The sequence below is a fragment of the Paenibacillus sp. FSL R7-0163 genome (assembly GCF_037969975.1).
Lineage (GTDB): Bacteria > Bacillota > Bacilli > Paenibacillales > Paenibacillaceae > Paenibacillus_AQ > Paenibacillus_AQ odorifer.
This window is the reverse complement of the sequence record NZ_CP150224.1, coordinates 1,131,723-1,145,960: the sequence shown is the minus strand read 5'-3', so window position 1 is coordinate 1,145,960 and position 14,238 is coordinate 1,131,723. Positions and strand designations below refer to the sequence as shown.

Here is a 14,238-nt window from a genome sequence, read left to right as displayed (position 1 = left end):
GAAGCTTATCATATCCCTGGACGTTTATTCCATTAATAGAAGGCTTCCGGGATTAATTTCTGCAGTCTGACTAAAATTGCCGCTGCCTGCTCACGCACCAGAATCTGCTTAGGATCGAAACGGCTCCCGCTGCCGGTCATTACTTCATGTTCATTCACGGCCTGAATCGCCTGGCGGCTCGCCTCTGACAAACTGGAAGTATCGGCAAACTTCACACGGTCCGGGCTGCCGTACGTAGACAACCGGGCAGCTTTGGTTACCATATCCGCCGCTTCTTCCCGCGTAATACCGCGGTCCGGTTCGAACTTGCCGGCTGAAGAGCTGATAATGCCCAGCTCCTCAGCCTTGGCGATGGTACCGCTGTACCATTTGTCCGCCGGAACATCCTTAAAGCTAGAAGTGGCCTTGGCATCGGGGAACTCATGCAATAGCCGCAACAGCAGGGTCAGAAATTCAGCCCGGGTCAGCTTCTGCTTAGGAGCCAGCACATTTCCGCTGGCACTCACGCCCTGAATATATCCGCTGCTGAGCGCTGTTGCGATATCCAAACGTGCCCAAGATGCGACTTTATTGGCATCCGTAAAGCTCGCCAATTCCGGTGAAGAGACATGCAGCGCAAACGTCCGTTTGGAAAGTGCTGGAGCGGCATCTTTACGGTATTTGGTGACTTGCACAGGATAGACACCGGGCTTCATGCCGGCAAAAGACACCTTTCCCGTGCTGTCAGCCACTACGCTTTTTCCTTGAAGTGTCACAGTAGCGCCGAAAGCCGGAAGACCGCCCAGCTGACCGTTTGACTTGGTGATATGGAGGGAAAACGGCATATTGGCGCTTGCGTATCCACCCATTTCCTGGCCGTTTTTATCTTTCCATTTTACTTCCATCCGGTCAAGCAGTTCTGTATCATCCGCGTAGTAAACAAGCAGCTGATCCCCATTGCCTATTGTCAGTCTGTACGGGCTATTCTCAGGATACATCCATGCACTGCCCCCGCTGAATACAGCAATCTTCCATTCTCCGCGTCCATTGTATCGCCCGTTCTGAATCCCTTCTATAGCTGTGAAGGCTGGTTTAGCTGCATCCGCATTCAGCTTATACGCCAGACCCTTCGCCTGTAAAAAAGCTGCCGCTGCCTTCACAGCATCTCCGCCAACAATATGCCCCCCGGCAAGGGTGCCACCGGGTCCTTCGACCTGAATCGTTGCCCGGTCAAGTCCAGCATGATGTAGTCCGCTATACAGCATGCCAGCCTGCTTGGACAGCAGCTTATAGGAAGTCAGGGCAAGGTAGGCTTGCACAGTAGCGGGACTATCGTTTCCGCCGCCTGCTGTCTGCGCAAAGCCGCCACCCGGAAGCTTCTGCGCCAGCAAATGGTCCAGCAACGAGGCTCCGCCTTCCTTGGTGAAATCTGCTGCATCAACTCCCTGCGAGGATAAAGCAACAATCACCTGCGCTGTCGTCGTAGTTTTACCATCGAATCCTCCGTCTAGCTGCTGCTTGCTCTTAAGCCACTGCAAAGCCTTCTCAATCGGCTGCGCAGTTTGTTCTGAACTCACTTCCGAAGCAAGTGCCGTCAGTACCCAGGCAGTAGCTACCAGATCTCCTTGCTTCTGCCCGGCCAGCGGCCAGCTGCCATCCGCTAGCTGCATATCAAGCAGCTGATAAAACAGCAAATCGGGGTAACGGTTTGTCCGCTCCAATGAATTTGAAATGGAGTTCTTCGAGGTAATATAGGCGGCTGCTACCGCGGCTGCCCCTTCCGAATCAATTCCGTCATGATTCATCAGGAATGGATAAAGATCAATACCCGCGATGTTGTTAATGTTGCCCCCCGCAGCACTGTAAGCCAGCGCTGTTCGAGTTAGCTCTGCCACCTTGGTGAACTTGCCCCGCTGTTCCAGAATCTTATCGGCAGTCTGCTCCAGATATCCCTTGGGCAGACTGCGCCCATTCTTGAAGAAACCTACGGCTGCTTCGTCCGGGAATGGCTGTATCGTCAGCAGCACATTCTGCGCCTCTTCCAAGGTACTCTGCATCTCCGCTGTGAATACCGCGGTTGTCTTTTGTGCCGGAGACGGCTCCGCCATTACCCTGCCACTCAGCAATACAAGCAAAATACATAATGCGGTAAGTGTAACCTTCCTTATCATCCTGTTTATGGGTGTTGCTCTCATATTCATTCTCCTCCAATGTAGTTTGCTAGGACTTTATAAGGTTAGACGCAGCAAAATGGGATTTTGTTCCTGACTATGTTTCAATATACATTTTTATCCAGATAGGAATAACAAAAGACCGCACAGCTACCCGCTTACACGGTAGCCGTACGATCTTTTCAAAACCTTTATTCAGCCTGGCCAAACCCCAGCTCACGGTATAATGTCTGCTCCAGATAATCGTGAAGATAGAACCGGGATTTCACAAAATGCTCCGCCATATCGGATGGCTGGTAACGCTCCAAAACCGCTTTCATGCGAGGCAAAACGTTCTCACGTCCACGGCGATTTCTCATGTAATTGTTCAGCAGCGAATGCCATTCCGCATCGTCTCCCGGATAGAGCTCCCAGCGGTAGACATATTTGTGGATCGCCCGCGAACGGTCCGTCGCCGCTTCAAAATCATGCATAATGGCAATCAGCTCTGCTTCATCCTTGTGATCCTTCACCTTGTCCAGCAGCTTCCAGATAACATCATAATAATCTTCCAGCTGATAATTCCCGAGCTGAGCATGACCTGTTCTAGGATCAATGCCATGAAACCGCTCCATGAATCGATCGATAAATGTTGAGGCGTCCGCTTTGCGGTTCCAGGCCAAATCGGCGTGCAGCAGCATCGGATACCACGTCGTCTCGAAGATACCATAAGGAACGCCAAGGCTGAACGGCCCCGTCCAGTTCGTGGCGACGATGCAACCGAGGTCCAGCTTATCCGCTGTCTCCGCCCATTGGAGCAGATTATCCGTCCGGTTCAATAGTACCGGATAATTCTGATGTTCAGCCCAGTCAAAGCTGCGAACCGCCGGCGCTCCCATAACCTCGATACCTAGTGACCTGAATTTATCCGCAAGAGAAGAAACCTCAGCTTCAATATTACGTCCGTTGTATATCCAGATCATCGCCGCACTCCGCTTATCCAGCTTTGCCAGTTCCTCCGGCGGGCATTTGTCCAGCATGTCATGCCAGAAAATCACTTTTTTACCATGGCTGGCTGTAAATTCAATCAAAGTGTTCAAAAAAGCGATAAACACCCGCTCCCGTACCCCTCCGAACAACGTTTTACAGCGTTCGCATTCACATAAGCTGTACACCTCGTCGCAGCCGAGGTGAATATAACGGGAATCCGGATGAGCATCCATCATCTCCTGTAACAGATCGGTAATCAGCTCGAAGGATTCCGGATGCGATGGACAGATCTCCCCGAGGGATAACTCCGTTTCGCGCAAGTGCCGCCAAGCGTCGTGGCGGAGTACATACTCCAGATGCCCGAAACTCTGCTGCAGCGGAATGATCTCAATAAAATATTCATGGGCTGTGCGTTTCAGCTCCTCTAGCTGTGTGAGGCTTAACGATTGCTGAGGATGCACGAATTCCGGGTACTTCTGGAACGGGAATTTATCTTCGTATTCAATCAGAACCGCATTCGTTTTATACCTGGCAAAATCCGCCAAATACGATAGCAGTAGCTCTGGCTTGGAAAATGTCTGGCGAAGATCAAAGTTCATCGCCCGCAAGGTAGTGTCAGGCCAGTCCGTGATAGACACGGCAGGAACTTCCCCTACTGACTTACGCAGTTGTAGTACCGTTTGCAGCCCGTAAAACAGACCCGGCGCATCCAGTGCTTGGATTACCACCCGGCGCTCCGACACCTCCAGCCTGTACCCTTCCGCCCGGCCGTTAAGCAATTTTAGATCCACTTCATCTGGCTGTGCTCCTTTCGTTTCTGGCTGCGAGAGACTCTGAAGAATAAGTGAATATCCTTTTCCCGAGATAACATGTGTACATTCCAGCTCCGGAAACGAGCGGCGGCAATGAACCACCAGTCTCGGATCATGCTGCTCCATGTAGAGGCTCAGGCTTACATCCTCGCTGAACTGAAAAGCTTCTCCCTCTTTCACTTGGATCTGCTTCGGTTGCGGTATCAAGCTCTGCATCGTTCTCCTCCTAATCTTTGCTGTAATTCATTACTGCAAGCCCTGCTATGACCCTTTTTCCAGCATTCCAGCACGGTAAGTGTCCTGTCTTCATAGCAGAAGCTCACGAGATCGGCAGGCGCTCCAGCCCTAAGCCCTGCCGCCTGCTCCAGCCCCAGCAAAGTAGCCGGATGAACAGAAGCACAATCCCAGGCTTCATCCAGCCGGGCTAATCCAGCCTCCGCAAGATAGGCTACCTGATCTGGAAGCATCATGGCGGAGCCTGCCAGCAGCTGCGGATTACCGGCCAGATGCAGCCGTCCTTCTGCTGTTAATACAACCTCTCCACCGATGTGCAGGTGGTAAGTTCCCGGCAGCATTCCGCTCAGTGATACAGCATCGCTGACCAAGATGGTGCGGCTGCGCTTCATCCGCAGAATTACTTTCAACAGAGCAGGCGGCAAATGTTGGCCATCTGCAATCATACAGCCGTATAGTTCATCCGCCGCCAGCTGCTCCCACAAATAGTTGGGATGACGGGGCAGCGTCAGATGTGTGCCATTGCCGAGATGCGTAGACATCACCGCTCCTGCGGCAACCGCCTCCCTTATCTGTTCGGGAGAAGCTGCTGTATGCCCGATGGAAACAAGGATGCCTGATTCGCTGCACCGGGCGATAAATGCAGCGGCGTTTGGCCATTCCGGGGAGACGGTGAGGATACGGATAAGCCCTTCAGCCGCTTCCTGCCAGCGGCACAACATATCCCAATCCGGCGGGCCAATATGTTCCCTTGGATGGGCGCCGCGTGGACCCTCTTCTGCTGATAGAAAAGGACCTTCCAGATGAATTCCTACAATCCCCCCAGCATCTTCCGGATACAGCGAAGCGGCTTCCGCAATAGCGGAGACCGCTTGAGCCAGCGCTTCTTTGCCATTGGTAATCAGAGTTGGACAATAGCTGGTAACCCCGTTTCCTAGCAGAAGTCGGGACAGTTCCAATACCGTGGCAGGCTGCAAAGGCAGCGTGTTGAGATCCAGCCCCCAACCCCCGTTCACTTGCAGATCCACCAACCCGGGTGCCAGCCAGGGCCAATCGGCCCTGGCTGGACTCTCCGCAAGTTCGGTGACCGAAGTGATTTGCCCGTGCTCGACACTCACCTCAACCGGCAGCCCAGTCTTGTAGTGCTTTCCTTTAATTGACACGTTCATAGGTCGAAGGCAGCCCGATCCGTGAACATCGTGATGTCCGGATGGGTTCGCAGAATAGTAGCTGGACATGCCGTGCTGATCGAATCATGGAGCGCCGCCTGTAAAGCATTGCGTTTGGACACCCCAGGTACAATTCCGTACAGGTGACGGCCAGCCAGCAAGGCTGGTACCGTAAGCGTCAGCGCATGGGTTGGCACCTCGTCCAGCCCGGTAAAACAACCGTCATTCACCTGCTGGCGGCGGCAGGCTTCCTCCAGTTCGACCGCTTTGACCAGCTGCGGGTCGGTAAAATTAGCGACTGGCGGATCATTAAACGCGATATGCCCGTTTTCCCCGATCCCGAGGCAAACGATATCAATAGGCTCCTCGCTCAACAAAGCCGAATATCTCTGGCATTCCTGCACCACATCAGCGGCGAGACCATCCAGCAGTTCTACCCGGCCAGGGTTAACCCGACTGTATAGCCGATCTGTCAAAAAACGGCCGAAACGCTGGGGAGCCGAAGCCGCAAGGCCAATATATTCATCCATATGAAAAGCATTGACCCGGGACCAATCAATCCCCTGCTCCCGCACCAGCCCCTCGTACAGTTCATTTTGCGAAGGTGCGGCAGCAAACACAATTCGGACCTGACGCGCAGAATCTTGAAGCAAAGCTCTAATTTTCTGCGCAACCTGCGATGCCGCCGCAGCGCCCATTAGGCTACGATCTTCATAAACCTGAACGGACATCTGCTCTACTCTGTGTGTCTCTAAAGGCTTAATGATGTCATTCATACCGCTCATCCTTTCCGGGCAACTATTGTCCTTGGCACCAGACAGATTAATTCCCGTTTAACTGAATGTTCTGAACACGGTCGTAAGCTTCCTTATAAGTAGCCAGCAGCTTATCCACGCCGAGATTGTTCATCTCCTCCACATATTTGTCCCAGTCGGCCAGCTTTCGGGAGCCGGTAACAAACTTGGCAAAGCTTTCATCGCGGTGTTTTTGGATCGCCTGGCCGGTAATCGCGATAATTTCATTCTCTTTCTCCGTAAATGCAGGCCGTGGCTGCATCATGGACGGATCATATTTCGTTGCTTCTTCAAAGGCATACTTTAAATTGTCTGAGAACAACGACAGATGTGAGCCAAAGTCGATCCATGTGTACGTTCCGCTAGTCTGAAGTCCTGTCTGTTTCCGCATTTCGATCACATCGTTGTACTCTGGTTTGAACTTGATCGTGTCGCCTTCCTTCACATACGTCTCGCCCTCCACGCCCCAGCTGCTGAGCGTACGTCCCTCTTCGGAATAGAAAAAGTCCATATAGCTCATCACATCATCGATGTTCTTTGAGGTTGATGCCACGGTTAGGCCACCTTCCATATAATGAAAATACGGGTTCAGTTGCTTGCCGCCGGCAATGCCCGCTGGAGGAGCCATGAACTGCATGTTGAACTCCGGATTTTCCTGCTGCATCGAATTGTTGAAAAAATCGATCCGGCTGATGTAATCAATGGTCACAAACGATTTGCCCGTGGACACCATGTCCTGCCATTGCTTAGTTTGCAGAGATAGAAAGTCAGGCGGAATCAGCCCTTCGTCATAAAATATTTTCCACATGCCAACCATTTCCTTGTAACTATCTTCCGTAGGCCCAAAAAGCCACTCTTTTTTATCAAAATCATAATAAGCCCCTTCACCTGTCCCGTAATTCACAGTCATATTGGCATTCATTTCATCAGGAATTTGACCGTAACGGATCGAGAGCGGATAGCTGTCCGGATATTTCGCCTTCAAGGTTTTTAGAGCTGTATGCAGCTCCTCATATGTGGCTGGTGCCTGGATTCCTTCTTTGTCAAAAATGTCTTTACGGTATAACCAGATCATGCGATTCGTCTCGCCAAAGCCCTGATTCGGGAACATATACATTTTGCCATCAGCAGACAGTGCAGCCTTCGCTTCCTCTGGATACTGCTTTACCCAGGCGGTCAGATTCGGCATTTTGTCCATATACTCCATCAAATCCACCAACGCACCCTGTTGCCCGAATTTATTCGATTCTTTGCGGTTAGGCATATACATCAGATCCGGCATTGCCTTCGAGGCAATCGCCAGGTTCAAGCTCTCTTCAAGCTTCCCTGAAGGGGTCTGCACCTCGAGTGTGACACCGGTTTTCTCCTTCAGCCAGCTCCAAATGGGCCAGCTTTTCGAATAAGGGAACGTAGCATTGTTGTCTAAGAGCGCAGTGAAGGTTTTTTCCGTTTTGGACGAATCAGTAGGTGAAGCGGTACTGCTGCCCTGAGTATTACTCTGCGGCGAGGTGTCATTGCCCCCTCCGCTGCAGCCAGTTACTACGGTTGCTGCAATCACCAGTGGCAGCAGTACAGATTTCCATTTGTTCATTACGATCTCTCCCTTATTCTGAATTTGTGACGGTACCACCCGCCTCAGCCTTTAACTGCGCCAATCATGGCCCCCTTAACGAAATACTTCTGTACAAATGGATACACAATCAGAATCGGAAGCGTCGAGACCATAATCGTCGCGTACTTCAGCGATTCTTCTATAACCATGTTGTCACCTCCAATGCTAGTAACATCTCCCGAGCTAGCACTGCCAGCCAGCACCAGATTGCGCAGCAGCACTTGCAGCGGGAACAAATCCGGTGAGCGCAGGTAGAGCAGCGGGTAAATAAAGTTATTCCACATGCCAACCGCGTAAAAGAGTGCTATGGTGGCGAAGGAAGCCTTGGAAAGCGGAACAATAATACGGATAAATATGCCGATATCATTCAGTCCGTCGATGCGGCCTGACTCCTCCAGCTCTTTAGGAATGCCGGAGAAAAAGGTCCGCATCAGAATCAGATTCCAAGTGCTAACTGCACCCGGCAGCACCATGCCCCATACGGTATCGACCAGATCCAGGGAGCGAACCACGAGGAACGTAGGAATCATCCCTCCGCTGAAAAACATCGTCACCACAATCAACAGGGTGAAGCTCTTGCGCAGCGCCATATCACTGCGTGAGAGTGCATAGGCACCCGTGGAGGTGACCACCAGCGAGATAAGGGTGCCAAGCACGGTGTAAATGAGTGTATTTTTGTAAGCCACCCAGATTTGCGAATCTCCGAGTACAAGCTTATACATATTCAGGTTAAAACCCTTAGGCCAGAAAGAAACTGTATTCTTCATGACATGCACATCACTACTGAGAGAGACAGCGAGCATATGCAGGAACGGATAAAGCGTGACCACCACAACCACGAGAAGGATAAAAGTGCTCACGACATTAAACCAGGATAAACGGGGTGATCTCATCACCACACCTCTTTTCTACCATAAACTTGTCTCGCTTACACGACGGCTGATGTAATTTGCTGTATAGATGAAGATCAAGCTAATCACGCCCATGAAGAGATCAATAGAAGCGCCATAGCTGAAGTTCCCCTGCACCATACCCACCCTATAGACATAAGTACTGATAATATCCGCTGTGTCGTAGATCGCCGGGTTCTGCATCAGGAACACCTTCTCGAAGCCAATCTCGAGCACTTTACCGATATTAAGAATCAAGGTGATCACGATGGCGGGTGAAATGCCGGGCAAGGTGACATGCCATATTTTACGCATGCGGCTGGCTCCGTCCATATCAGCGGCTTCATACAGCTGCGGGTCGATAGCGGTCAACGCGGCCAAGTAGATAATAGTCTCCCAACCGATATGCTGCCAGATTTCCGACAGGACATAAATACCGCGGAACAATCCAGGTTCATTCATGAAATTGATCGGTCCAATCCCTATGGCACCAAGCAGATTATTAATCAGCCCTCCGGTTGGGGATAAAAACATAATCACCATACTGGCTACAATGACATTTGAGATAAAATGCGGAAGATAGCTGACGGTCTGCACAACACGTTTGAAAGCAGCCTTGCGCACCTCATTAAGCAGAATCGCCAGTAGAATTGGTGCCGGGAAGCCGAAAAACAGCTTATATAAACCAAGCAGAAAAGTATTTTTCATCAGCGGCCAAAAATCGGGATTCTCAATAAACATCCTGTAATATTTGAGTCCCACCCAATCGCTGGCCCAAATTCCTTTAAAGAGATTGTAATCCTTGAAAGTGATAACTAATCCAAACATCGGCGCATAGCGGAAGATCAAATAATACAACAGGCACGGCAGGAACAGCAGCCAGAGCGCCTTGTTTTTATTCCAAGTTCTAAGGATTCCCGTTTTGTGGCGTTGGGGTCGCCGGTGCACTTTCTTTCGCATTTTGTCCTGCACTACGCTAGCTTGAGCCATATGCATGTCTCCTCTTGTTAAAATGATCATAAATCATATAGATGTCAGATTACTTCCCCCTTTTTTCTGGGATTTGTCTCCGAATTATAGCTGCATTTCTTTGGAAAGCGCTATCTACATGTTATATAACATTTCGCCTTAACTGCGGATTTCCATAGAATAGCGTACAAATCAGCAAAATTGCATATTGTTGGTGTTAGCTTTTTGCCGCTATGATAGAATTAATCCAATTCATTTACGGGTGCATCCAAAGGGGGATACATATGAAGGGATCCGTTACAGGCAAATTTGCGCTGAATGCCCTGTTCGTTAAGCTGATGCTAAGCTTCCTCAGTGTCATCTTGATTTTGGCATCATTTAATCTGTTCTCCCATCTGTATTTAAGCGGAAAAATCTATAAGGAGATGATCCGTCAAAATGAGCTTGGACTCGCACAAACGGTCGAAGGCTACGAAAATCATTTCCGGTTGACCCAGAACATGATTCTTGCCCTCACCCAATCCGATTCATGGACTGCCAATCTGGGCATTTTAAGCCACCTCAAAGAGAACCGTCGATATGATATCCCGGCAGAAGTGACATCGGATCTCTCAACTTTGTATGCTAATCCTTTTCTGCATATCGAAAATTTCATTCTTTATTTTAAAAAGGAAAATTATGTACTGGAGAGGGAGGGCCTAAGCAGCGCCGCAGATATGTTCGGTAAATACTACTTCAGTGCAGAATACCCTCCGGAGTACTGGAGCCGGCAAACGATGGACAATCAATTTTTAAAAGTCATGCCCGCCGTAACCTTTACCGAGAAAACTATACATTCCACCCGTACGCTCGGAAGGTTAATGCCAGTGCTGGTCAAAGCGATTCCTTATGAGGAAGTGTATGGGATTGTCATGCTGAATCCGCAGCTGATGCAGGATACCTACGGTGATGCCGGCAATACCCCATTCTATATTCTGGATGCACAAGAAAATTTATTGTTCTCTACATCAGATGTTAAACTGCAAACAAGCCAGCTTCCGGAAAGTAGCAATGCCCATGAGCGGGTCGGAGATCAATATTACTTCTATGAAAAAGGTAAACAAACCGGATTCACCTATATCCGAGTGACCGAGGTAGCGGCTATTGCCGCAGAAATGCGTGGTATGCAGCTATTGCTGGCTGTATTACTCTCTGCCGCAGTACTGATCAGTGTTCTCTCATCCCTGATCTTCAGCCATCGGCTTAACCAGCCGCTCCAGCGCCTGATTGGTGCCTTGGACCGTAAAGCGGGCAGCCGGCCAGAAAAATTGAGCAGTGTGAAGGAATTCGCCATTATCGGCGACCGCCTGAGCTCCATTTTGGAGAATAACCGATTCATCCAGACCGATCTTGATCATAAGAACTCACTGGTACGCCAATATGCCTACACTCATAAAGTGAAAAATATCCCGCTGAGTAAAAGTCTTGCGGAGCTTGAAGATGTCCGGCAATCCGAACTACCCTATGCCTCCATTCTGTTCAAGGTCAGCTTCAAAACCTTGCCGGACGAATTTGAGAAACACACACTGATGTTATGGAAACTAATCCAAACCTTGATCACCGGAGGTGAAAGCGACAGCGTCGCACTCCAGCCGGAGCAGGATCAGCTCTTGCTGCTCCTGTTCAACCCCGGACCGCAGAGCAGTTTTCTGCAGGCTCTTGATACACTGAAAGAACTGCTGGATTCGGAGACATCCTTATACCTGACTATTGCTGTAAGTCCGGTATATTCAGGCGAAACCTCATTTACCGATGCCTACAATAATCTATCGATGTTGTTAAATGAGCGTAGATTGAACGGGGAAACACAAATTATCGTAGAACCTAGAGCCTCGTCCGCCAAATCCTTTCATTTAAAGGTGACCCATGGAGAGGAGCTGCACAATCTGCTGCAGTCTGGCAATGAGGAGGCTGTATTCGCTTGGCTGGATCGTCAGCTGGAGCAGCTGCAGCACAAGGACGCAGCGGCGGCGGATTTTCGGGCATTTGCCTTGGGAGCAGCGGAACAGACGAGCAAAACGGTGACGAAGCTGAATCTGCCCCAAGCGGAAGCGGAGCGTCTCTTACCACCCCGACTAGAGCCATTTAACGCTTTCCACTCAATGGATCAATACAAGGAATGGCTGCGTGATCTGGTTCGTCCTGTGCTCGTGGTCATCAGTAACCGCTCGGAGTCGCGCGACCCCATTATCAGCTTTGTGCTGGATTACTTAGACAAACATTACGGCGAGGACATCAACCTCAACCTAGTAGCAGACAAGTTGAATTTAACTCCAGGTTACCTGTCCAGCATTTTTAAAGAGAAAACAAACATCAACTTCAGTGAATATCTGAACAATCTGCGGATTGAGCGGGCCAAAGAGCTGCTAATGAATCTGGAACTGCGGATTCAGGATATCGCGCTTCAGGTTGGTTATCAGAACGTAAATTCCTTCATCCGTATGTTCAAACGTTGTGCCGGAATAACTCCGGGGGAATACCGCAAGCGCTATTCCCGTGATGATTCACTCCCCTCCTCCGGCCTTGGCTTATAAAGGGGCTACATTGCAGAGGAGAGGACAAAAAAGGCCCCATTGGCTAGGGGCCTTTTTGTTGTAAAGATTTGCAATCAGAATCCCGTTTTCGGAATCTCTATTGGCACAATATTATAGGGTGCTGTCCTCCCCGTCCGCACCTGATACATCTGGTCATGGGCCTTTTTCGCTGCTTGCACGAAAGGTTCATATGGACGGTTGCAGACATCCACTACGCCGATTTGATAGTTTTCTCCGTCATAACGTCCAAGCACAGGCTGATCATTCCATTGAAAATAATGAACTCCGATCAGCTGCGGGATGGCTGCCCCCTGCTCTACATAATAACGGTAAGCTTCACCGCGCTCCTTCTGAGTTGCCACCGCACGGATCCCATAAGCCAACATGCCGCCTTCAGCCGCACCAAAATGATATTCCCCAATCATGACTGGTTTGTTCAGTCGTCCGCTGATCTGGGCGATCTGTTCCTTGTCAGGACTGAACTGATAGCAATTCATAGAGAATACATCAAACCATTCGCAGCCCTCCAGCACTTCATCACTGCCAACCCAGGCATAACGCATTCCCAAATTCAGATGATTCGGATCCGTCTGCTTGCAAAGACAGGCTGGCACTTCTACATACCGCCGGATCATGATCCGGTTGAACAGGTTATAATCCACTTCTCGGGCAGAAGTGAGATTATCCCCGGTTACATTCACATTCGATACATCGTATAAATCCTCGAACTCTTCAAAAACGCTATCCCACGCCATGTTTAATTGCTCCACTGTTTTGTACTTTCCTGCAAGCCAGCGAATGAATTCCTTCTTACTGGCATAACGGACCGGAGATTTCAGCATCTGCCCGGTCAAATTCAACCCATCCACGAATGCCCAATGCGGCTCATTGCGCATGAAATAACCGACCATTCTCTGGTCTTCCCTTAATGGAAGAAGCTGCTCCGCAAAGCTCCCGGCATTCCGCTCATACTCCGGGCTAAACACATCCGGGAAATCCCGGAAAATAGTTTGCTCCGTCATAGGAAAGTCCACTAGAGGATAAACATACGGAAGCTGTGATCCACTGATAAATCGATCATTGGACCAGTTGCCGATGGTGTTGAATCCCCATTGTTGTAAGCGGAAATTCGCCATAGCCACCCAGTTAGAGCGCCACTCCGCCCCAAAAGCAGTGATCAGATTAGCAATCTCGAAGCTGAATTCCTCGCCATCCTGTGACCAAGCTTCTTGATAGATTCCTTCCCGCTCCGGCAATGAGGGTATCAAGTGCTCCATGCCAGTTACATGCATAGAACAAGCCGGACCCACACAGTCCATCCCCGTACTGAACAGGGCATAACCCTCTGGGTCAACGAACCACCAGCGGCTGCCGTCAAACTCCGTGCGGAAATATCCAGTTGCCGCGAATCTCAGCGCCTTCCAACCTCCGTACCTGCTGAGGTCACCTCCACTGTGATCAACTTGTGCCGCAAGTTGCCGCTCTTCGCGCAGCCGATCCGTCAATGCTTCTGCATCAACCGTTTTCCCTGGCCAACCCCTTCCCTTTAATTGGCCCAGATCATCTATATATGGTTGCTGTTCATACTCAAAGACGGGCTCAGTTAGACTTAGAGCCAAGTCACTAATTTGCACAGCTCTACTTGTTGTTGAAGGGAGAGTAGCGATAGAGAATCGGGTGATATGCTTGCGATCGATGCCTGCATCTCCCCGCAGTACTGTCTGCATCACACCCGGATAACGGGGAAGGAACAGCTTCTCCCCATTTAAATGAATCAAGGGTAAACAAATTTTCGTGCGCACACCAGGTAAAATTCCCACATGATAAGTAATGACGCGATGATCCCGATCATAAAAACTGAATAACAGCACCAGAACATCATGGCTTTCATGGTAAACCTCAGCATTAACGAAACCATAATCGCACCAAGCGGCGGATTCCAGCTGCCCTGGCTGAAGCTCAATTCCACCACCTTCTGGTGTAGTGATGAACTGAAAAGCCTCAGAGGAAGTCGCAGTAAGTTGTGTATGGGGGTCACTTTTAAACCATTCCATAGGGAAGGAGAC

The 14,238-nt window shown here is 50.1% G+C and carries 9 protein-coding genes; 1 reads left to right on the top strand and 8 read right to left on the bottom strand.

All coding sequences use genetic code 11. The features are described 5' to 3' along the window. Nucleotides 1–32: 32 nt before the first annotated feature. From NST45_RS04860 to NST45_RS04830, 7 genes are all read right to left on the bottom strand, one after another. On the bottom strand, nucleotides 33–2,174 hold the full coding sequence (locus NST45_RS04860; protein WP_076104313.1) for an S-layer homology domain-containing protein: 2,142 nt from the start codon (nucleotides 2,172–2,174) through the stop codon (nucleotides 33–35). 167 nt (nucleotides 2,175–2,341) lie between these two features. Further along, nucleotides 2,342–4,147, bottom strand: coding sequence for a DUF4838 domain-containing protein (locus tag NST45_RS04855; protein WP_076142259.1), 1,806 nt, complete (start codon nucleotides 4,145–4,147; stop codon nucleotides 2,342–2,344). After that, nucleotides 4,135–5,334, bottom strand: coding sequence for an amidohydrolase family protein (locus tag NST45_RS04850; protein ID WP_339825075.1), 1,200 nt, complete (start codon nucleotides 5,332–5,334; stop codon nucleotides 4,135–4,137). Before NST45_RS04850 ends, NST45_RS04855 begins: the two co-directional genes overlap by 13 nt. After that, a complete protein-coding gene (locus tag NST45_RS04845; protein ID WP_339825072.1) occupies nucleotides 5,331–6,119 on the bottom strand; it encodes a glucosamine-6-phosphate deaminase in 789 nt (262 codons plus the stop codon). The genes NST45_RS04850 and NST45_RS04845 overlap by 4 nt, the downstream gene beginning before the upstream one ends. A gap of 37 nt (nucleotides 6,120–6,156) precedes the next feature. Further along, the gene (locus tag NST45_RS04840; protein WP_339825069.1) at nucleotides 6,157–7,719 is read right to left on the bottom strand and encodes an extracellular solute-binding protein; all 1,563 of its coding nucleotides are present in this window, start codon (nucleotides 7,717–7,719) and stop codon (nucleotides 6,157–6,159) included. 44 nt (nucleotides 7,720–7,763) lie between these two features. Further along, entirely contained in the window at nucleotides 7,764–8,633 is an 870-nt protein-coding gene (locus NST45_RS04835; RefSeq protein WP_076130282.1) for a carbohydrate ABC transporter permease, read from the bottom strand. A gap of 15 nt (nucleotides 8,634–8,648) precedes the next feature. Next, a complete protein-coding gene (locus NST45_RS04830) occupies nucleotides 8,649–9,620 on the bottom strand; it encodes an ABC transporter permease subunit (RefSeq protein WP_081382599.1) in 972 nt (323 codons plus the stop codon). A 263-nt stretch (nucleotides 9,621–9,883) separates the two neighbouring features. Here NST45_RS04830 and NST45_RS04825 point away from each other — a divergent pair, with 263 nt between their 5' ends. Further along, nucleotides 9,884–12,172 carry an AraC family transcriptional regulator gene (locus NST45_RS04825; RefSeq protein ID WP_076296274.1) on the top strand — a complete coding sequence of 763 codons (2,289 nt, stop codon included), beginning with the start codon at nucleotides 9,884–9,886 and terminating at the stop codon, nucleotides 12,170–12,172. A gap of 74 nt (nucleotides 12,173–12,246) precedes the next feature. On the opposite strand, the gene NST45_RS04820 is transcribed toward NST45_RS04825, so the two are convergent. Then, nucleotides 12,247–14,226 (bottom strand): beta-galactosidase, encoded by a 1,980-nt coding sequence (locus NST45_RS04820; protein WP_339825065.1) that lies wholly within the window; start codon nucleotides 14,224–14,226, stop codon nucleotides 12,247–12,249. Nucleotides 14,227–14,238 lie beyond the last annotated feature (12 nt).